General features: G+C 61.3%; 15 protein-coding genes. 9 read left to right on the top strand and 6 right to left on the bottom strand.

Features of this window, described 5'->3' with window-relative positions; genetic code table 11:
• On the top strand, window positions 1–4,351 hold a 4,351-nt coding region (locus XI04_RS31190; RefSeq protein ID WP_442869444.1), incomplete at its 5' end, for a beta strand repeat-containing protein.
• A gap of 195 nt (window positions 4,352–4,546) precedes the next feature.
• Here the strand turns inward: XI04_RS31190 and XI04_RS31185 are convergent.
• Window positions 4,547–4,813, bottom strand: a complete 267-nt coding sequence (locus tag XI04_RS31185) for a hypothetical protein (RefSeq protein ID WP_028141813.1) — start codon at window positions 4,811–4,813, stop codon at window positions 4,547–4,549.
• A 576-nt stretch (window positions 4,814–5,389) separates the two neighbouring features.
• Here XI04_RS31185 and XI04_RS31180 point away from each other — a divergent pair.
• Complete coding sequence (locus XI04_RS31180; protein WP_038972575.1) at window positions 5,390–5,668, top strand: hypothetical protein; 279 nt, start codon at window positions 5,390–5,392, stop codon at window positions 5,666–5,668.
• A 61-nt stretch (window positions 5,669–5,729) separates the two neighbouring features.
• Here the strand turns inward: XI04_RS31180 and XI04_RS31175 are convergent, their stop codons facing one another.
• Window positions 5,730–6,467, bottom strand: a complete 738-nt coding sequence (locus XI04_RS31175; RefSeq protein WP_050995698.1) for a metallophosphoesterase family protein — start codon at window positions 6,465–6,467, stop codon at window positions 5,730–5,732.
• A 613-nt stretch (window positions 6,468–7,080) separates the two neighbouring features.
• Here XI04_RS31175 and XI04_RS31170 point away from each other — a divergent pair.
• Window positions 7,081–8,511 (top strand): undecaprenyl-phosphate glucose phosphotransferase, encoded by a 1,431-nt coding sequence (locus XI04_RS31170; RefSeq protein WP_038951074.1) that lies wholly within the window; start codon window positions 7,081–7,083, stop codon window positions 8,509–8,511.
• 43 nt (window positions 8,512–8,554) lie between these two features.
• Here XI04_RS31170 and XI04_RS31165 read toward each other — a convergent pair whose 3' ends face one another.
• The 3 genes from XI04_RS31165 to XI04_RS31155 all read right to left on the bottom strand — a co-directional run bounded on the left by XI04_RS31165 (window position 8,555) and on the right by XI04_RS31155 (window position 12,002).
• Window positions 8,555–8,842, bottom strand: coding sequence for a hypothetical protein (locus tag XI04_RS31165; protein ID WP_271608344.1), 288 nt, complete (start codon window positions 8,840–8,842; stop codon window positions 8,555–8,557).
• Between the two features lie 401 nt (window positions 8,843–9,243).
• Window positions 9,244–11,475, bottom strand: coding sequence for a Wzz/FepE/Etk N-terminal domain-containing protein (locus XI04_RS31160; protein WP_028141808.1), 2,232 nt, complete (start codon window positions 11,473–11,475; stop codon window positions 9,244–9,246).
• A gap of 32 nt (window positions 11,476–11,507) precedes the next feature.
• Window positions 11,508–12,002 carry a hypothetical protein gene (locus XI04_RS31155; RefSeq protein ID WP_038972555.1) on the bottom strand — a complete coding sequence of 165 codons (495 nt, stop codon included), beginning with the start codon at window positions 12,000–12,002 and terminating at the stop codon, window positions 11,508–11,510.
• Between the two features lie 699 nt (window positions 12,003–12,701).
• On the opposite strand from XI04_RS31155, the gene XI04_RS31150 reads away from it, so the two are divergent.
• From XI04_RS31150 to XI04_RS31135, 4 genes are read left to right on the top strand one after another with little or no spacing between them, the layout of a single operon-like run.
• A complete protein-coding gene (locus XI04_RS31150; RefSeq protein ID WP_028141806.1) occupies window positions 12,702–13,904 on the top strand; it encodes an acyltransferase family protein in 1,203 nt (400 codons plus the stop codon).
• Window positions 13,905–13,911: 7 nt separating this feature from the next.
• Entirely contained in the window at window positions 13,912–15,249 is a 1,338-nt protein-coding gene (locus XI04_RS31145; protein WP_271623878.1) for a hypothetical protein, read from the top strand.
• A gap of 9 nt (window positions 15,250–15,258) precedes the next feature.
• The gene (locus tag XI04_RS31140; protein WP_212476507.1) at window positions 15,259–16,365 is read left to right on the top strand and encodes an acyltransferase family protein; all 1,107 of its coding nucleotides are present in this window, start codon (window positions 15,259–15,261) and stop codon (window positions 16,363–16,365) included.
• A complete protein-coding gene (locus tag XI04_RS31135) occupies window positions 16,362–17,453 on the top strand; it encodes an acyltransferase family protein (RefSeq protein WP_212476509.1) in 1,092 nt (363 codons plus the stop codon). The genes XI04_RS31140 and XI04_RS31135 overlap by 4 nt, the downstream gene beginning before the upstream one ends.
• A gap of 21 nt (window positions 17,454–17,474) precedes the next feature.
• Here XI04_RS31135 and XI04_RS31130 read toward each other — a convergent pair whose 3' ends face one another.
• A complete protein-coding gene (locus tag XI04_RS31130) occupies window positions 17,475–18,572 on the bottom strand; it encodes a glycosyltransferase family 4 protein (protein WP_271608341.1) in 1,098 nt (365 codons plus the stop codon).
• A 268-nt stretch (window positions 18,573–18,840) separates the two neighbouring features.
• Here XI04_RS31130 and XI04_RS31125 point away from each other — a divergent pair, with 268 nt between their 5' ends.
• Both XI04_RS31125 and XI04_RS31120 read left to right on the top strand, forming a co-directional pair.
• A complete protein-coding gene (locus XI04_RS31125; protein ID WP_038972558.1) occupies window positions 18,841–20,298 on the top strand; it encodes a lipopolysaccharide biosynthesis protein in 1,458 nt (485 codons plus the stop codon).
• A gap of 19 nt (window positions 20,299–20,317) precedes the next feature.
• Window positions 20,318–21,679, top strand: a complete 1,362-nt coding sequence (locus tag XI04_RS31120; protein WP_244611296.1) for a polysaccharide pyruvyl transferase family protein — start codon at window positions 20,318–20,320, stop codon at window positions 21,677–21,679.
• Window positions 21,680–21,694 lie beyond the last annotated feature (15 nt).

Here is a 21,694-nt window from a genome sequence, read left to right as displayed (position 1 = left end):
CGTGGCGACGGGCTATGGCCAGCCCGGTGCGCTCAATATCGGCAACAACGGCACCTTCAACCAGTTCGAGGGCCTCGGCGGCGATGATGCCATCACCGGCAACGGCAACACACGGCTGCTCTACACGAATGCCACCGGCGGCGTCACCGTCAACCTGAACGCCGGCTCGATCACGGGTGACGTATCGGTCGGGCACGACACCTTCACGGGCGTCAACAGCGTTTATGGCGGCAATTTCGCCGACACTTACGACGCGTCAGGCTTCATCGGTTTCAATTCCTTCCAGGGTCTTGCCGGCAACGACCTCATCACCGGCAACGGCAGCACGCAGCTGCTGTTCGCCAACGCGACCGGCGGCGTGACCGTTAACCTCGCAAACGGTACTGTGGACGGCGATAGTTCGGTAGGTCATGACACCATTTTGGGAGGGGTGACCAACGTTGCGGGCTCGAACTTCAACGACACGATCACCGGTTCTGGTGGCAACGACCAGCTGTTCGGCAACGGCGGCAACGACTTGCTCAGCGGTGGTGCCGGCAACGACGGCCTGAACGGCGGCATCGGTGCAGACACCTTTGTCTACGCTGCCGGCGGCGGCGCGGACACCATCGGCGACTTCCTGCAGGCGGACGCCGACAAGATCGACCTCACGGGGATCCCTGGTGTCTCGACCCTTGCCGACGTTCAGGCGCTTGCCACCCAACAGGGGCCGAACACGGTCATCAACTTCGGCAATGGCGACACCCTCACGCTGCTGAACGTGACGCTGTCGAACCTCACGGCTGCCGACTTCATCCTGGGGCAGGGCGTGCACCTCACCGGCGACGCCGGTGCAAATACGCTTATCGGCACCGCCTACGCCGACAATCTGAGTGGCCTTGCGGGCAACGATCGCCTCAAGGGCCTCGACGGCAATGATCTGCTCGACGGCGGCCTCGGCTTCGACCGCGCCGACTATGTCGCGGCAACGGGCGGCATTACCGCAAATCTCGCGGCAGGTTCCGTGACAGGCCCGGGGGTCGGCACGGACACGCTGGCGAACGTCGAGGGGATCGTGGGCAGCGACTATGCCGACACGTTCAACGCGACCGGCTTTGCGGGCGATACCGGCATTGCCGGCACCAATGTGGGCTTCAACGAGTTCGAAGGCCGCGGCGGGGACGACAGCATCACGGGAGCGATGAACAGCCTGGGTGCGCTCCTGACGCGCATCTCGTATGCCAATGCAACGGGCAGCGTGACCGTCGATCTGACGGCCCACTCGGCGGCGGGAGATGCCTCGGTCGGTACCGATACCTTGGTGGGTTCGGGCTTTGCGGGTGTTGTCGGCTCTGGATCTGGCGACCAACTGCTCGGCAGTGCCAATGGCCCAGGAACCGTGGAAACGTTCGAAGGCCGCGCCGGCGATGACTTCATCGACGGCCGGGCTGGTTTCGACCGGGCGGACTACGCGCTCGATCCGGCCGCGGTGGGCGGGATCGACGTTCAACTGGCCTCGGGAACCGTGACGGGCGACGCCGCGACGGTCGGCACCGACACGCTGCGATCGGTCGAGTCCGTGCGCGGCTCGAACGCTGCGGACGTCTTCAACGCCGCTGGTTTCACCGGAAGCAGCCAGAATGCCGGTTCCAACGGGACGTTCAATGAATTCATCGGCATGGGCGGCAACGACAGCATCACCGGTAACGGCAACACGCGCGTTGCATTCACCAACGCCACCGGCGCGGTGACGGTCGATCTGCTGGCAGGTACCGCAAGCGGTGACTTGTCCACGGGCAACGATACGTTCAGCGGCGTCAATGCCGTTATGGCCTCGATGTTCAACGACACCATCAGCGGTAGCAACACCACCACGGCGACGGAAACGTTCACCGGCCTTGCCGGCGACGACTTCATCGACGGCCGCGGCGGCTTCGACATCATCAGCTACAACAACATCTACTTCTCCACCGGCGCGGTGACGATCAACTTCACGGCGGGCACCGCGACCGGTGACGGCTCGGTCGGCAATGATACGTTCCGCGGGATCGAGGGCGCCCAGGGCACCACTTTCAACGACGTCTTCACGGCCACGAATTTCGGCGCCGTCGGTTTCCAGAACAGTGCAACCAACAACGTCGGCAACAACGGCAACTTCAACCAGTTCGAAGGCCTGGCCGGCAACGACACGATCACCGGCAACGGTAACACCCGGATCATCTATTCCAGCGCCACCGATGCCGTGACCATCAACCTGCAGGCGGGGACTGCGACCGGTGGCGGCTCGATCGGCACTGACACCTATGTAGGCGTCAACAGTGCGACCGGCAGCAACCTGAACGACACCTACAATGCCACAGGCTTCACCGGCGTCACCTCGGCAGGATCGTTCGGTACCTTCAACCTGTTCGAAGGCCTGCTCGGCAACGATACCATCACCGGTAACGGCAATACGCGGGTCTCGTATTCCCAGGCGAGCGGGGGCGGAGTTTCCGTCGACCTTTCGACGGGACTTGTGAGCGGTGCGGCCGGCGCCGACTTCATCACGGGAGGCGTCAACAGCGTCCAGGGTTCGAACCAGGCCGACACGCTGATCGGCAGCTCGAATAACGAATTCTTCTTCGGCGGCGGCAGTGGCGACACGATCAACGCAGGTGGCGGCAACGACGGCATCACCGGCCAGGGCGGCAACGATACGATCGACGGCGACGCCGGCACCGACATGGTGATCTTCTCGGGTACGCAATCGCAATACACCGTCACGACGGCTGGAACGATCCAGGTTCAAGACAATGTCGTGAACCGTGACGGCACCGACGGTCTGACCAATGTCGAAGTGCTGCAGTTCAGCGACGCCATCGTGTTGCTGTCATCGGGCTCGTTGGCGAGTCCGATCGATCTCTCGACGCAACAGTTCTCTAACACGGCACCCGTGAGCGGAACGGCTGGCGATGATTATCTTCGCGTCGGAGCCAATATCTTCGGACACGGGATCAATCTGGGAGCCGGGACGGGGGATACCGTCCTGCTCAACGGCACCTTCGGTAACGGCTACACGCTCAATCTCTCGGGTGTCGAAAACCTGGTCGGCAGCGGCAACGACGAATTCGTCAACCTCACGACGACCGCCAACGGACTGGTCGTCGACCTCGGGGGTGGCAATGATCAGCTCAATCTCGCGGGCGGCGCCAACACGCTTAGCCTGATCGGCGTCGAGGGGGTCGGCGGATCCGATTTCGGTGCGACGCCCGGCGTCAACGACGTACTCACCTTGTCGACGACGGTGACGGGCCTGAACATCAGCCTCGGCAACGGCGACAATACGATGAACCTCGCTGCCGGCGCGAACTCGTTCGTGAACATCTACGACGTCAATCACGTGAACGGAACCGCGAGCGACGACACCTTGACTGTCACCGGTGCGATCGCAGCGGTCAACGGCGTCGCGATCGACCTTGGCGGCGGCGAGGATACGATCGCCCTCAACGGAAACTTCGCTGCATTCGCCGCGACCGGCGTCGAGCACATCAACGGAAATTCGGGCGACAATTCACTCAGCTTGACGAACAATGTCGATGGCATCGTCATCGACATGGGCGGTGGAAACGATCTGGTGTCGCTCGCCAATGGAGTGAATTCGGTCAGCATCAGTGGCGTCGAAAACCTCAACGGCAGTGATTTCACCGGCAATCTCAACCCGTCGGACGATACGGTCACGCTTCTGAATACAGTGTCCGGGGTGTCGGTCAATCTCGGCGAAGGGACCAACGTCCTGAATCTCGCCGCAGGCAGCAATTCGTTCGACAATCTGTGGAACGTGAATCTGCTCAACGGGAGCTCGTCGGACGACATTCTGACGTTGCAGGGCAGCCCGGCGAACGTGATCGATCTCGGCGGCGGCAACGACACTCTGAACTTCAGCGCGAATGTCTACGACATCACGGTGACCAACGTCGAGACCGTCAATGCCGCCGCGAACTTCGACAGGATCACGATCGGCAATGCGTCAGGTAACACGACGATCACTGCCGGCGCGGGTGCGGATGAGATCTTCGCCAGCGCGGGCCATGACAACTTCCGCTTTGTCAGCACCGCGGATTCCGCCGCCGGCGCTGCCGATACCATTCACAATTTCGACGCCGATAATGACAGCTTTACGTTCTCGGGCATTAGCGTCGCTGGCGGTCACATCGAGTACGTGGAGAATGCGGCGCTGCTCGGTGCCAACCAGGCTTCGGCTCACCTGCAGAATTCCGGGCCGGGTAACGACTATCTTCAGATCGATATCGACGGCGACGGAACGAGCGATATGGACGTGAGCCTGCAAAATGTCACGGGCACGCTGCACAACGGCAACTTCCTGTTGGCCTGAGAGAGAACCGGCTTCGGAGAGGCGTTGGCCGCCTGCCGGCCTGTCTCCGGGAGCCACCGTCCTGGCAATCGCCGCGCGACCCCAAGCAAAAACCGCCGCCACCAGCTATCCGGTGGATCGGCGGTCTATAGTCGAAGGTCGCTGGGTCGAAGGTGGCTGGCCTCTCAGGAGGCTCTTAGCCAAGCGTTCCCGCGCTCACCGAACGTACCAATAGCCCCACCAGCGTTGGGACACTGGACGCGCCTGCGCCTTCATGGCGGCGACTTCCTCGACGGAGCGAAGCTGCGGGCCGTAGATCGCGGGCGGATAGACGTCATCCCACAGCACGACCCCGGTTTGGGCGTAGGCCGCCCGCTGATGTGCCGGCGCAAGCGCGAGCTCGGCGGCCGGCGCTACGGATGCTGTCAAAACGAGGCCGAGAGCGGACAGGGCAATGGATGGAATAAGAGCGCGGACGGTCATTGGATTGAATCCCTCGTAATATGAGATGCGAAATAATGCGACGGGTCCCGAATGGTTGCAAGGGCATGGATTGGCCGGTTGGCCCGAAATTTCCTGTTCGTGGGAAGGCGTGCCAGGTCCGTTCGACGGCAGCAGCCTTTGGACAGGTCGGGATCGCGAAGGCATCTCTCTATATAGAGTGACTCTAATAGAGCGATCTTGATCGCAGAGCTTGATGCACGGGAGGTTATGCCGCATGCACGTAAGAGGTCAGGCATGAACAATCTTTCGGCGCCCGAAGTCGGCAAGAACCATGATGTCGACACACTGCTCGCTCTTGATGAGTCCCGGACTATCTAGGGCGACTCCTATGACTTCTGCATTCCTCTCCGCTTTCATTTTCGGCGCTGGCCTCACCTTGGGATACGCGCTACGCGCTTGGCGCGTGCAACGAAGCCCTGCGAGCTCATCCCGCGGCGCCTCGCGCCGAATGACCGGACCGACTCCCACCTCGACGTTCGGCCACGCCCGACGAGCCTTTTAGGCAACGTCCGATTCGCTGACGGGATCTCACTGGTACGAATGGGGCATGACGAGATGAGCGAACCCAAGAAGGATGCGCCGCGGCGTTACATCGTCGATGGCGCCGGACAACGCGTGCTTGTCGGGCTGACGATCTCGGAGACGGTCGAGTTCGAAGCGCTGGATAATCCGAGCTCCCGCCCCGGCGCCGATTTGCTTGTCGAGGCGCGCCGTGTCCGCCAGGACAGACATGGGGAGCGCTGGCTGGAGCTTTACGTCAAGCACGAGCGAGCCTGGAACGATTGGATGGCTGAAACACGTGCGCGGCTGGAAAAGCCCCGCTTGCTCAACTAGATCCGCTCGAGGTCGATGCCCATGGTCCGATAGGCGAGCCGTCGCGAACCAAGGCTGCACGTCATACCGCGAGCATGCGGCTGCCCTGGATGCTCATCAGGGTGAGGTTACCGGTCGCATAGGCACCGGTGTCGATGTTGACGCGGTTCGCCATGAATTCGGCACTACGGACCGGCGTATGGCCATGCACGATATACTTGCCGAATTGCTCCTCGCTGCGCAGGAACTCTTCGCGAATCCAGAGCAGATCGCGCTCCGTCTGCTCGGCCAGCGGAACGCCCGGGCGAACGCCGGCGTGAACGAAGAAGAAGTCCCCGCAACTGAAGCTCAGCCGCAGATTGTCGAGGAATTCCAGATGCTCGGTGGGCATCGCCCGAATCAGATCGCGCATGATCGATGCCGGCTCGTCGCGCTTCAGGTCCGGCGGCGCAAGCCCGTAGGACATCAGTGTCTGGGTCCCGCCGACGGCAATCCAATCCTCGAATAATGAGGGATCTTCGAACACCCTCACCAGAAATGCCTCGTGATTCCCTTTGAGGAAGACTGCGTTGCCCCGGCGGCTCCGTTCGATCAGGACGTCGAGGGTGGAGCGCGTATCCGGGCCGCGATCGATGTAATCGCCCATGAAGACCTCGACTGCGTAGCGCGGCCGGCTGCAGGCAACGTCGGCGTCGATCACCCGCAACATGGGCTGCAGCAGATGCGCGCAGCCGTGAATGTCCGAGATCGCATAGATGCGGACTCCCTCCGGCAATTGCGGTTTGGGAATAGGCGGGCGTGGTCGGGCGAGAGATATCATGGCGCTCAATCGATCGGGTGGTTGAAAAATTTCCCCAAGTCGCCGGCACCGGAGAGCTTCCATTCAACACGAACGACGTGAATTCGGTGAGGGAGCGTCCTTGTTCTCCGGCTCGATCACGCCAAAAGAAGGGCGGCATTTTTTGCCGACCTTGTTTGGCGATCGGCAGCGCGAATGGCGCGGCCCGCGGGAATTGCATCGCTGAAGGCGAGAGTGCAGCAAAGATGCATGCCTAGGCGCGATTTCGCATCGCACGCCCAGATAGAAAATCATCGAAATTCTCGCAAATGACTCATTGTGCTTCGTCGAAGGATCGCATCGCCTGAAAGATGAGCGAAGAGGTGCTCGCGCGATGGCCAAGCATCGCGATGGACGTGGAACTTGATTCAAAATAGGGCAACGCGTTCGCTCGTATGTCATCACTGTGACGACATTTTCAGCGCGTCGAATTTCGCTGCGCATTTCAACACGACGCATGATCCGTGCGCCGCAAAAGTTTTGCGTGCAACGCCACAATGTCGCTGCGATCACTCAACACTTTCCGTGCGGGGCAGTGACGAGTCTTCAGCATCACGATGAGCGTCAGGCACACTCTCGATAGGCAGAGGTTCGAATGGCTGTTGCAACTTATGGTTCTGAAAACGCGCACGCGCTGTCGTCGACGCGAGGTGGCGCTCTTCAGAGGCCATTTCAGATCGTCGTCATGGCGGCTGACTTTCTGCTGATCTTGTTGAGCTATGCCGCCGGGGCTTCGCTGTACGGCGCCGCCGTCGCTTCGCCCACCGACGGCGCTTCGGTGGGAGCGGGGTTGTTTGTCGGCGTGGTGTTCGTCGCAGTCGCCTATTTCCGGGACGTCTATGCCACGCACCGGCTGCTCAACATCGTCTGGCAGCTTCGAAAGGCGGTGTTAATCTGGCTGACGTCGCTGACGATCCTTGCTGTTGCGGCGTTCCTGCTGAAATCGACCGACAATCTGTCCCGCGGCACCGTCATCGTGTTCGCCGTGATCGGCGGACTTGGTTTGGTCAGCCTGCGCTTCGTCTGGCAGGCGGTGTTCGGCACGAGCTTTGCGCGAAGCCGGTTGGTCGATCGCAAGGTGATCCTGCTCAGCCTCAAGCCGCTCGACTTCACCTCCAGCCGCTTCAAGGACCTGCGGCGGAATGGCTTCGACGTCACGCGCCATTTCGTGCTCGGCGACGACCGGGATGATGGCCATTGGGAGCGGCAGATTCGCGACGTGATCCGCCAGTCGCGCTCGGCCGACGTCGATGAATACCTGCTTGCGATCGACTGGAACGAATTGCCGATGCTCCGCAAGCTCGGGCCATATCTGCGCGCCGTCCCCCAGCCGATACGCCTGCTGCCGGACGATCCGGTCGCCGATCTCGTGGCTCGTCCCTTCCTGCCGGTCAGCGGAACCGTAGCGGTCGAAATCCAGCGGCCGCCTCTCACCATTCTCGAACGGCTGCAAAAGCGCTGTCTCGACGTCGGCGTGGCCCTGTTCGCGCTCGTAATCTTGACGCCGCTGCTGCTCACCGTTGCCGTTCTGATCAAGCTGGATTCCCCGGGAGCCGTCATATTCCGCCAGTCGCGCCGCGGCTTCAATGGCAGGCCGTTCGAGATCTGGAAGTTCCGGAGCATGACCGTCTGCGAGAACGGCGAAACGATTGCCCAGGCGACCAAGCGGGATGCTCGGGTCACCAAGATCGGGCGCTTCCTTCGTATGACGAGCATCGACGAACTGCCGCAGCTCTGGAACGTGCTGCGCGGGGACATGTCGCTGGTTGGACCGCGTCCGCACGCGCTGGCCCATGACAATTACTATGACGAGATCATCAGCAAGTACGTCTACCGCCATCACATGAAGCCGGGCCTGACCGGCTGGGCCCAGGTGAACGGCTTCAGGGGGGAAACGCCGACGATCGATCTGATGGAGAAGCGGGTCGAATATGACGTCTGGTACGTTAGCAACTGGAGTATCTGGCTCGACCTGAAGATTATGGCCCGGACGGCGTCCGCAGTGATGTTCCAGGAAGCTTACTAGTCGTTTGATTTCTTCACTGTCCGGAACCTGCCAGCTTAAGGGATCAGGTTCCGTCTCTCGACGACCTGCTGAAGAGCCGCATGATCGCGTCGCGCAAGGCAAGCAACGGCGGCACCAGCACGAAGAAAGCCCCCATCGCAACGGAAACGAGGACATGGCGGATCGAGAAGGGTTCGTCCTGCTCGATTTCCCTTTGACTCGGATCGATGGGCGCGGGTGAGAGCGTCGTCGCCATTGGCTGCGGACGCGGCTTGCGTGGGGGAACCACGATCAACACGAACAGGATGTTGAGCAGAACCCAAATAGTCAAAATCGTCAGGACGATCAGCATTCCGAGCCCGCCGGAAATGAACGACAAATATCAGCCGAGGTTAGCCTCAGGGAACCCAGAAAGAAAGATGCCCAAAGTTTCAGCATTTTGAAGCATCGAGGACCGGATTGTCTCGTCTTGCCGATGAATGGTTGCCAATTGGCGCACTGTCCTAGCCATCGCAGCCTTCGTCAATCCTTGCTTTTGGCTAGAGCAATAACTGCAAGTTGTGGATTCCGGGCGAATACGGAGGCCTCGGCAGTCCGAGGTGGGCTCGGCGCAATCCTCCGTTCGTGTGCGAAGGCGCACTCGCTGCTCTTCAGGCGCTAGTTTCGAAGAACGCAAAAAATTGGCCCGCTGCCAAATGGCAGCGGGCCCGTCGTCTTTAGAAATCGGCTGGGCGCGGCCTGCCGCGCCTCCGCCTAGGCATGCTCGACGTAGTAGCTGTTGTGGTGCTTGCCCTTGTACGCCTCGATGCGCTTGAGCATCTTCGGGTTGGCGCGGTTGAGCACGGCGCCGAGCAATTTCTTCTGCAGGACTTCCGACCCGGAAACCGACTCCTGAAGGGCGCTTCGTGTCGTTTGCCCCCACTCGATCACATAAACCATGGCATCGATCAGGAAGCTGACGGCCTTTGAATCCGCCACCGGCATCACCGGGGCAAGATCGATCACGATGTACTCATAGTGCTCCTTCAGCACCTTGAGCAGATCGGCCATCGCCTTCGATCCAATGACGTCGGCCGAATTGACCATGCGGGAGGCCACGACGGACGGCAGGAAATCCAGGCCTGTTTCCTTGCTTCGCTGCACATGGTAGCCGAGGCTGGCCGGATCGCTGAGCGCCTCTACCAGTCCGCTCTTGGCGTTCGGCGCGAGCTCCCGCGTGAGCGAGCGCGTGTGCAGATCGCCGTCGATCAGGACCGTGCGATGCCCGGTGAGGGCGATCAACTGGGCGAAGTTGGCCGCCACCGTCGTCTTTCCTTCCTTGGGAAGGGACGAGACGATGCCAATCACCTTGATCTCGCGGGTCAGGCGCGCAACGTCGATCGACACCTTGATATTGCGCAACGTCTCGGCAAATCGCGAGAATGGATGGTCGACGACGTAGCGGGACAGATCGGGTGGACCGGTCTTCCCGGACGTGGATAGCAACGCGCCGGTCTTCGTCGGCGGACGAATGTCCGGCAGGACCCCGAGGCACTTCACGCCGAGCTCGTCCTCGACCTCGCCGGGGGTCCGCAACACGTCGCTGAGCAGTTCACGGGCAAAGGCGGCGCCGAAGCCGAGGCAGAGGCCACCCACCAGGCCTCCCACCAGCGCCAGCACCGTGCGCGGCGAGCTCTTGCGATCCGGCTTGGCGGCGGTGCTGATGAGGCGCGCCTCGCTGAGCGGAAAGCTCTGGTTCTGCGTGGCGCTCTGCAGCTTCTCGAGGAAGTTGTTGTAGAGGTTGCGGTAGGTGTCCGCGGCGCTTTCGAGATCGCGCAGCTTGACTGCAGCCTGGCCGGTATCGCCGGCCTGGGCGACGAGTTCCTTTACGTTCTTCTCGAGCGAGGCTTCTCGGCTCTTTGCGATCTCATAGTCGCTGCGATAGGCGTCGCCGATCCGATGCAACTCGTCGGCGATGTTCTTGCGCAGCTCCTCCATCTTGTTGGCCAGATTGACCGCAGCAAGATGTTGCTTGCCATAGCGCCGGGACCAGTCGGCATACTGGGCCTGGAGATCCAGATATTGCGCGCGCAGGCGGGTGATGACCGAGTTGTTGAGAGCATCGGTCACCGTCGATTGTGCGACGTCCTGGTCCGAAATCGCGGTGATCCGGTCGAGCCGGGCCTTGGCTTCGGCCGTCGACGCCCGCGCTTGAACCAGCTGGGTGTTGAGGTCCGACAATTGCTGTTCGGACATCAGGCCGCGGCTGGTTCCGACGATGTTGTTTTCGGCCTTGAAGGTCTGCACGGCACGGTCGCTGGCGGTTGCCTGCTCGCTCAGCTCGATGCTGCGCTGCTGAAGCCATTCGGTTGCCCGCTTGGTCGACTGATATTTGGCTTCCAGGGCGCCGACAAGGTAGGCGCTGGCGACGGCGTTGACGATCTTGGCGGCCTTGTCAGGGCTTCGCGAGCGATAGTTCAGCGACAAGACATAGGTCGTCAGGACACGTTCCGTCCTCAGGTTCTTCTGAACCTGCTCGACCACGGCATGCTCGAGTCGCTCCTGCGACGCCGGTTCTCCGGTGCCGAACAACGACATGAACTTGCCGAGGACGATGGAAAGTAAACCCGGATTGGAGCCATTGAACTCCGGATCGTCCGTCAGTTTCAGGCGACGGACCACCGAGAGGATCAGGTCGTCCGAGTTGATGACCTCGACCTGGCTGTCGACGTATCCGGTATCGATGAGGGCGCTGTTGGCGTTGCTGTCCTTGTCCAGCACCTGCGCCTGACGGGTATCCATCATGATGCGGGCATTCGCCGTGTACATGGGTTGCGCCATGATCAGATAGACGATCACCAGCGCCAGCGAAGCGCCGGTGCACACCGCGATGATCGGCCATTGCCGGCGCAGGACATCGGCCACGCGTTCGAAGCTGAGGACTGCTCCGCCGAATTCGATGCCGAATCTGTGACCCGACGGAAAATGTTCTCTAGGCTGATACATTTGTTAATTCGCTGCCTTTTGACGATCGCTGATCAATTCGGAAGGGGGACGGGCTTGAACGGGTTGGCCAGCTTGGTCTTCCACTCGCCGTCGAGCAGCGCCCCGCCTCGGGGCGGTTGCGCACGGCCCTTGTCTTGGGATTGGGCCTGGGCGCCGGAGGCGTCCTCGCCGGCGGCGGCATAGCCTGCTTGCACGTTGAGATCGCCGATCCGCTGCGTGAAATCCCTGATCTTGCGCGCAGCGTCCGGCTTCGTCGACGTGCACCGCCCTTCGGCGATCCTCAACGCGGCGCCAATGGCTGAACGGTCGGTTGAACTCGACGCCGAGATGAGGGTCTGCACGGACGGCAACACCGACGGGTTCGTGGCGATAAAGGTGGCGAGCCGATATCTCAGCTTCTCCTTGTCATTGCGCAGCTGTTCCAGAAGCGAGGAGGGCGATTTTACGAACGTGTCGAGTTGGAGCTGCGAGGCACGATCCGTAAATTCGACACACTGGGCGCGGCAAGCATCGATGCTCGCCACCATCAAGGCAGAAGCTGCCAAGATGATCGGTAGCCATCGCGATCTCGCAAGACGACGTGTTAGTCCGCAACCCATCTGTGTCCCTTGCTCCCTGTTGCAATAGGAGAACACGTGAAACTTGGCAGGCAACTGTGTCAATTTTTGTGCGACGCAAAAGCTGCGTGCGCGTGCTCGGTGAGACAACGCGTGCATTGCCTGTTTCGGTCGGTTGCAAAAATGAAGATCTGCAATGCCTGCGAGATCGGCACGCTGGCGCCTAGGAATGTTGCAAACTGAAAACATAAGAGGCGTTGAAAGTCGAAGGGTCGCGAGCATGCGTCGCAAAACCGACACAAGTCGTCACGCGACTCATTGTTCCCCGCTTGCGAAAAATTATCGGTGCGATATGTGGGCATCGTGCTTGCGGAGAGATCAACGTCTTCGCGGTCGGCTTGATCGCAACAGCGCCGAATTTCGCGCACACTTTGCACGCAAATACTCGCAATCATCATGACCGAATTGATTTGCGCGCCGACGCATGTCGATCTCAGGCAAAAAGTGGCGTGAACTTGGCGCTCGCATGTCCGAATGATCTGCGAGGGTTGAAATTATCGTCGACCCTCATGCGTCGAATGCGAGTCCGCGATCGCAGAGATTGAACACGCGCAAGACCTGATACACACTGCTGCGGTGCAATAGCTACGGAATGTTGATGTGACGGAGATGGTTCATCGTGAGAAGGCGCATGTCCTGCCGCTCGATAGCATTCGAGGGATCGCCGCGACGTCGGTGGTGATTCACCATCTCCTGCTGATGCCGACTTTCCTCGCGGCGTTCCCGCACAATGCGTGGATCAATTGCTCGTTCTTCAGAAGCTCCTGGCTGCTGGTCGACTTGTTCTTTGTTCTCAGCGGGATCGTCATGTCGCTCAGCTACGTCGAGAGCGACTTCGGGCGCTTCTCGCTGCGTGAGTTCATGGCGCGGCGCCTGGCGCGGGTCTATCCGCTGCATATCGTCATGCTGATGGCAAATCTTCTGTTTCGCCTCCTGCGGATCGGTCTGGTCATGGCCGGTGTCGTGGTGGCCGCGCCGGCGGCGTTCGAAGTGAACAATGCCTATTCCTTCGGTCTCAACGTCCTGCTGCTGCATTCGATGGGGTTCATCGATTATCTCAGCTGGAATGCGCCGAGCTGGAGCATCAGCGTCGAGTTCTACACATATCTGGTGTTTGGCCTGATCGTGCTGCTGGCCCAGCGCATGCGTTCCCTGCTCTGGTTCTACGTCCTCTGTGGAGCCCTTGCGATTAGCAGTCTGGTCTTCATCATCTTCGTGCTCGACAAGAGGAGCCTCGGGCTTCAGACCGACTTCGGCATCCTGCGCTGCTTCGTGAGCTTCTTCCTGGGCGTGCTGACGGTGAGGATCGTCGATCGCCTGCCGGCCAAGCCGGGCCCTGCCGTGCAGGGCGTGCTGCAGTTCGCCGCCATGATCGCCAGCATCGCTCTGGTGTCCGTGGCGGAGACCAATCCTGCCGCGACCTTCCTCGCGCCGGTGACGTTCGCGATCTTCCTCGGCAGCTTGCTGGCCTTTCCGGATGCGCTGCTGGTGCCGCGGATGCTGGTGGCCGGGCCGCTGGTCTGGCTCGGGAAACGTTCCTACTCCATCTATATGGTGCACGCGCTCGTGGTGCTGCTCGCTGAATATTTCGTGCGGGCAGTGGGGGCGGGGCGGATCGCCGCGCTGGATTCGGTCTGGGCAGGCCTGCCGGCCACGCTGAATCTCGTCGTCTCACTGGCTGCTGTGCTAGCGGTCTCGCACTTCACTTATCTCTACATCGAAATTCCCGGCGGCAGGTTCATGCGAAATGTGCTCGGAAGCCGTCGGGATTTCGCGCGATCCCCCGCGCCGTCGGCGCGGCTGACGAACTGAGTCGGTCATGAGCATCCTCGCACTGCAACGGCCGCGACTGATCCTGATCAGCCTCAGCATCGAGGCGATCGCGCTCGGGGTCTATCTGGTCCGCGACGCCTTTGGTGGCGTGATCCGCTATTACACCAGCATCTATCACATGGATGCGCTCTGGTATCTGCCCGATGCGGTCGCGCTTGCGTGTCTGATCCAGTTCATCGTGCATTGCATCCTGCGCAATAGCAGCACCCTGGCCCTGTTGGTGTTGGTCCAGATCATGCTGTCGCTCGTGCTTGGCTATTTCATGATGGGAACGGCAAACGCAGCGATCTCGTCCTTCAAGATGATGCTGCCGGTGTTCGTCGGATTCTGCTTCTGTGATGCGAGTCTCGGCGCGTACAAGAAGCTGCTGTCGGTCATCGCCGTGACCTTCTACCTCTCGGTCATCGGGGTGTTGCTGACGAAGTTCTACCTCATGCCCTGGGTCGGGTATAAATATGAGTCCTTTGGCGCGGTTCGGGAGGCGGGCCGGCTGTGGTGGGCCTATGGCGGCGACGACCAGCGGCTCATGGGTTTTGCGGCCGACAACACCATGGCCGCCTTCTTCATTCTCGTGTCGTTCGCGATCACCTCGATTCGCAAGAGCACGACGTGGTGCCTTCTGTTCGGCTCGCTCGCGGTCTATGTCATCAAGCTGACCACGAGCAAGACGACGATGATCGTCCTCGTGCTCTATCTGATCTTGCTCGTGTTCGTGCGTATGCTGCCGGAGAAGTCGCGCTTTCCCGCAATCAGGGGCATCGCGCAATGGTCCTTTGCCGCGATCTTCGTTCCGTTCTTCATGATCGTGATCGCTTCCGGCACCGCCGCCGTCCCGCACTCGACCCTGTTCAGCATCGTCGATCGCATCAACAACAGCTGGCAGTTGCCGTTCGTCTACATGAACCAGCTCATGCCGATCGGTCTGGTGACGGGCTGCGGCGCGGGCTGCTTCAACTATCCGCAGAAGCTGTTCTCGCCGCTCGCGCATTTCTGGGTGCCCGTCGACAATTTCTACATCGGGACCTACCTGATGTTCGGTCTGCCGTTCGTCGCGTTCATGGTGATGGTGTTCAGGGCGACATTCGGCGCGACCGACGTGTACAAGCTGACGCTGATCTTCGTCGTCAACCTGTTCACGATCACGGTGTTGAACTACGGCCCGGCGTCCGGCCTCCTGATCATCGCATTGAGCTTCAGCGACGTGTTTTCGCGCCGCGCGGCCTCCGCACGGGCGGGCGACGCCGTGCCGATCGTCATGCGGCCGCCGATGCCGTCTTTGGAAGGCTTCCGCCCGGACATACCGGCGGCGAGCGGAAGCAGGTGAGAACGAACGATGCATAAACGGCTCGCATTTATCGACACGCTGCGCGGCATTGCCGTGTTGTCGGTCCTGGTCCAGCATGTGTTCGAGGTGATCGTCGAGAAGCACCCGACGGGCGCCTATTACTGGCCCATCCACGATTTGTTCGGCTACTACATGAACTTTGGCCGGTTCGGCGTGGTGTTGTTCTTCTTCGTCAGCGGCTTCGTCATTCCGTTCAGCTTCCCGGACAGCGCCACGCCCGTGCGGGATTTTTCGATCAGCCGCTTCTTCCGGCTCTACCCGGCCTACTGGACCTCGCTCGTGGTCGGGCTCGTGACGATGCAGCTGATGGATTCGAAGATCTATCCGCTCGGGCAGATCGCCGCGAACGTGACGATGTTGCAGACCTTCGTGAACGTCCCGAACCTCTGGGTGTTCTATTGGACGCTGGCGATCGAGCTGCTGTTCTATGTCGGATGCACCATTCTGTTTGCGATGGGGCTGCTGAACCGCCGCTTCACGGCGGTGACGATCGTCGTTGCGGCCGCGCTGGTCGGAACCACCACTGCGCTCCTGGTGGAGAACAGGGCGGTTTCCTCGGTGATGGAGGTCGGGCTGAATCTGTCGGCGATGTTCCTGGGCAAGATCATCCGCGACACCGTCATCGGCGGAAAGCTGCGATGGTCCCACGTGGCGGTCTGCACGCTCCTGTATGCGATCTTCGCCATCACCCTGGCCGACCGGCGGTTCGGAGGCGTATATCACGAGAATTTCTTCTACAGCTATTCGATCGCATCGGCCTATGTCTGTGCGGCGCTCGTCTTCATCGGCTTTGCCGTGTTCGGTGAGAGAATGGCGTGGCGGCCGATGGCATTCGTCGGCGTGATCAGCTATTCGGTCTACCTGATGTCGCCGTTCGTGCTCGTCTTCATCCATCGCCTCGTCTGGTTCGGCGACGGGCCGCTCGGATGGTCGATCTTCATGACCCTGATCCTGGCGTTGTCGATCCTCGTCAGCTGGATGACGTTTACATTCGTCGAGAAGCCCAGCATCGCCTTCGGACAAAGGTTCCGATCAGCACGGCGAAAAAAGGTCGTTCTTGAGCCCGTCCTCAGTACTCAGGGTGCTGCAGAGTGAGTAACGCGCTGCACCAGCCGGGCGCCGCCTACGACGGATCGTTCGTTCCCTCGGTCCAGGGGCTTCGGGGGATTGCCGCGCTGAGCGTGCTGATGGATCATTTCTACGACATGCCGAAGGGAGGCATGTACGACATCCCGGATCCCGGCTTCCTGCCGCCGCTCTGGCTCTGGCTGCAATCGGTTATCAATGTCGGCGGGCACGGCGTCGAGCTGTTCTTCATGATCAGCGGCTTCCTGATCCCGGCGAGCCTGGTGCGGCACGGCTCGCTGCCGCGGTTCTTCTTCGATCGCGTCCTGCGCATCATGCCGGTGTTCGTGGTTCTGCATCTTGCGCTGTTCGCGATAGGTCCGATCGTCGGCTACAAGTTCTTCCGTGGCATCGATCTGACCAGCTATCTCGGGATTTTCACGGCCAATCTTTTCTTCGTGCAGGACGCGCTTGGCTTGCCCATTGCCCAGCAGAATGCCTGGACACTGACCTACGAGTGGGCGTTCTACATCTGGTTTGCGCTGACATTCTCGATGTGGCGCGGCGGGGGCAAGCTGCTGGCGGCGCCCCTGATCCTGCTGGGTCTGGCTTGCCTGATGCACTGGCCGATCACGGCGTTCTTCTGCATCGGCATGCTGTTCAGCGCCACCGGGTTTCGCATCTCCATTCCCGGACGGGTCGGCCTGCTCGCGGGCCTCGCCTGCGGAGCCGCCCTGTATGCGAGCCTCGTGCTGTTTCACCCGTTCGTGGGACTCCTTCCCGGATTCCTGCTGTTCGGCATGGTGCTTGCTCCGGAGTCGGGCCTGGGCAGGGCTCTGAGTGCCCCGGCACTGCAATATGTCGGCAAGATCAGCTACAGCCTCTATCTCGTGCATCCCTTCGTGCTCTTTCCCTTGCAGGTGATCGGCCTGAAGCTGGTCGCCGCCGGCGTCGATCGCTGGCTGCTGTGGGCCGCCTTCATCGTGCTTGGGCTGGTGATGTCATTGGTTGCAAGCGCGATCAGCTATGAGCTGATCGAGGTCAGGTTGAGGCGCCTGCTGGACGGCGCGATCCGCGGCATGTTCTTTCGACCGCTGAAGGTCGGGCAATCGGTTTGAGCGACCGCGTGCCCGTCGCGGTCAGCTCACGGTACGGCCGGCGAGCTTGTGATAGGACCCCAGCAGCTGTCCGGCGATGTGGTCCCAGTTCAGGATGCCGGCCGCGGTTTGCCGTGCGCCATCCGTCAATGTCGCGGCAAGCGGCTTGGAGGTCAGCACGCGCTCGAGTGCATCGGCCAATGCAGCGGCATCCCCTGGAGGAACCAGCAGCCCGTTGACTCCGTCGGCGACGACGTCGGGAATGCCGCCGGTGGCGCTGGCAACGACGGGACGAGAATTTCCGTAAGCGGAGGCAAGCACACCGCTCTGTGTCGCATCCTTGTAGGGCAAGGCGACCACCGTGGCGGATTGAAACAGCTGTCCGGTGTCCGCGGGCGAAATGTAGGCGTTGATGGTCTTGACCGTCGGCATCGCTTCCATCCGCGCGCCGAGCCGTGTCATTTCGGGGCCGCGGCCGGCGACGATTGCCTCATGCGCCACACCGCGCTTGGCCAACATGTCGATCGCGTCGATGAAGACGTCGAGGCCCTTGTAGGCCCACATTCGTCCAAAAAACAGGATGCGAGCGGCTTCGGGCGCGGTGACCGCATCTCGGGCCGGTGGAACCATGAGCACGCCGTGCATGCTTGAGACCGTTCCGCCCTTGAAGTCGGGCGAGGCGCGACGAAAATCCGCAATACAGCTCTCGCCATGCGTCGTGACGATCGACGCGGCGGCACGCATGTGCCCGCGCCAGGCGTCCTCGCGCGGCGAGGTGCCGGAGCCGCCTTCCGAATGCGGGATAGCATCGTGAACTGTCAGCACCAGGGGAATGCCGAGGGGGCGAAGGAACTGAATCAGCTTGGACGTATAGATCTCCGGAACTTCGTGACAATGAACGACGTCCGGACGAAACGAAATTATGTCGAGGAAAGAAGCCGGGATGCCGATCACGCCGCCGCGGCGCAGGCTCAAATCGCGAACCCGGGTCTCGAAGGGAGCCGCCACGGCGATGTCGGCCAGTTCCCATTGCTGGTTGGCGTCCTTGCGGTTGAGCACGAGCCTGACGTCGCAATGGTGAGCCAATCCCGAAGCGAGCCGATAGGAATATTCCGCAAAATGCGGGGCGTAAATCGCCACGCGCAAGCGTTTGGAGCTACGGAGAGAACGCGGGGCCGGCGAATTCATCAAGGCATCCATTTTGCATCACATCGCAGAGAGCGATTGGAGTGTAGTCCACGATTTGAACTCACTTCCACTCTAAATCGGAATCGTGATGGCGCTCATCTGATTGCCATCACTCCGTCGTATTGTAGCGAGCAATCAGTCGCCGTTGTGAGCGGCGACAAGCGGTGGCGTGTCATCATCATTGCCGCGTCGTCTGGATCGGAATTGGGTCGAATTGTTGATGAACGTCACTCGAGGCAGGCAACATCAGGTCGTGGTGGCGCTGTTTTGGTCGCTCGCGCAGAATTGGGGCGGCCGCGCATTGTCGTTCGTGCTGTTCCTGGTATTGGCGCGGCTGCTCGATCCCGCGGATTTCGGACTTGCGGCGCTGGTCGCCTTCATCCTGCTGCTTTTGAGCTCCATCGCGGAATTCGGCTTCGGTGATGCATTGATCCAGCGGCGGACGCTCGAGCCCGCCGATGTGACGCTGCCGTTCTTCTGCTCGTTTGCAGCCTCAGTGCTCCTGGCCGTTCTGATCGCATTGCTCGCGACGCATATCGAGCATTGGTTCGACGTGAAGGGGCTCGCGCCGCTGCTGACGGCCGCCAGTCTCTCGCTTCCGATCGGCACCGCGACCCTGTTCCAGGAGGCGCTCTACAAGCGCCAGATGGATTTTCGGGTGCTCGCAGTCAGGACCATGGTGGCGACAGCCATCTCCGGCGTCGTGGGAATCGCCTGTGCCTATGCAGGGTTTGGCGCCCTCAGCCTCGTGATCCAGGTGGTCGTTCAGAGCGCGATCAGCGGCTTGTGGCTCTGGAGCCAGCCGCGATGGTTGCCGATGCGCGGCTACGATCTGAAGAGCTTTCGCGAGCTCTCCGGCTACAGCATCCACGTCATGCTGAACAGGCTGCTGGACTTCGCCATCGTTCGGACGATCGACATGATCATCCTGTCGCTCTATGGCGTCGCCGCCCTCGGCATCTACACGGTCGGCGCGAGGGTCTACATCATCCTGATGCAGTTGCTCACCCAGGCGGTCATGGACGTGGCGCTGAGCGCCTTGTCCAAGATCGCGCACGAGCGGGACCGCATCGCGGGCGCCTATTTGCGCAGCGTCAGTCTCGGCGCACTGATCGGATCTCCGGTCTTCGTGCTGCTCGCGGCGATCGCGCCGGAGTTCTCCCTGCTGCTGTTCGGTGCGAAGTGGGGTGGCAGCGAGGCGGTGATGCGGCCGCTGATGCTGATTGGCGCGGTCCAGACGGTGCAGTTCGTCAACAGCGCCTATTTTGGCGCTCTGGGCAAACCGAACTACGTCTTTCTGCTCAATATCCTCAAATTCTGTACGGTCGTGCCGGCAATGTTCCTGCTGCCCTCACGCGACATTGGTCAACTGGCCACGATCTTCGCATTCTCGCAGCTCGTGGTGACCCCCGTTACGTTTGCGCTGGCGCTCCGGCTGCTGGGCTTGAGCTGGAGCCAGTTTCTGCGCCCCATTGCGGGATGCCTTTGCGCCATCGTTCTGGCTTACGGCGCGGTCGTGCTGTGCCGGGAGGCGACGCCGGGCATGAATCCCTATTTGCGGATTGGACTGCTGGCGTCCTGTTTTGGCGCGACCTATTTGACGGGCATTCTGCTGTTCTGGCGGAAGCAGCTCCTTTCCCTGATTGATTTCGTCGTGAAGCGCGGTGCGACCGCCTGATGAAGACGAGGAGGACGTCGTGAAGCAATTGATCCCGGTGCCCGTACGCAGGCAGCTCCGAGGCTGGCTCAACAGCGCGAAGAATACGCCGTTGGCACTCGATCTGCTCGAACTGCGCAGGTGGCAGATCGCCCGGAGAGACGTCGGCGTCAACGTCGCGCCGCGCAACGATCCGCGCCGGCTCGTCGTGCTGCCTTCCGATCCCTGGAGCGTTCGTCAGTCGCGGGGCGATGAGGCGATGATCGAAGCGGCCACCGGGGAGGTGAAGCGGACCTATCCGAACCTCGAGATCTACATCGTCACCGCGACGCCAACGGCCAGTGCGGACGTGCGCGCGATGGGTTTCAAGCCGCTCGAACTCTGGCGACAGCCGTTCTCATACGAGACCGTGGCGCAGGAGCTGTCGCTCACCAGGCCGGATTTCGGATTGGTTCTGGGGGCCGACGTGCTCGACGGCTATTATTCGCCGGTGGATGCCGCGCGCATGCTGCTCGTTGCCGACTTGATGGCTGCGTTCGGCGCCAAGGTCAGCGTGCTCGGCTTCAGTTTCAACTCCCGCCCGGCGAAGGCGCTGCGCGAGGTATTCCGGCTGCTGGACCCGGGCGTGGTCCTGAATCTGCGCGATACAATATCTCTTCAGCGTTTCGACGATTTCGCCCGGAAACGCGCCCGTCTGGTTGCCGATGCGGCGTTCATGCTGACGCCGCGGGCGGATACGACCGCGGTGAAGCAGATCGCGGCCACGATCGCGCGACAGCGCGAGCAGGGTCGCAAGGTCTTCGTCTTCAACATTCATCCGATGTTGTTCAGGAAGCCGGAGCCGGCCAAGCTGCGGCAAATGATAGAGCTCGCCGCGGGCGCCATGGAGCGGCTGTCTCGCGAGCACAATGCAAGCTGGTTGTTGCTCGCTCACGACTACCGCCCCGAGATCGCCGACGACAATTGCCTACGGCCGCTGGCTGACCGCCTGAAGCCCACGCTCGGCGATCACGTGCATCATGTCGATCAGGCGCTGTCGGCGGGCGAGATCAAGGCCGTTGTCGGTCTGGTCGACGGCGTGATCACCGGCCGCATGCATCTGGCGATTGCGGCGCTGGGGCAGGGAACGCCCGTCGCAGCGATTACCTATCAGGACAAGTTCCAGGGCCTGTTTGCGCACTTTGGCGTCAGCGAATCGCTGTTGCTGTCGCCGGCCCAATTCCTGGTCGACGACAGTTTTGAGAAGTTTGTGCTGCAGTTCCTTGGCGCGCACGAAGCCGTCGGTGAGAAGGTACGTCAGATGCTGCCGGATGTCATGGAGCTGTCCCGCGCCAACATCGCACCGCTACTGGGCGAGAGCGCGATGCGCACGGTGCAGGAGGCCGGCGGCAAGGTCGCCTGAACGCCCTTATGTCGC

Origin of the sequence: Bradyrhizobium sp. CCBAU 11430, assembly GCF_028128855.1 — a bacterium.
GTDB classification, from domain to species: Bacteria; Pseudomonadota; Alphaproteobacteria; order Rhizobiales; family Xanthobacteraceae; genus Bradyrhizobium; species Bradyrhizobium ottawaense.
The sequence above is the reverse complement of the archived record's forward strand: the minus strand, read 5'-3'. Positions and strand labels throughout refer to the sequence as shown.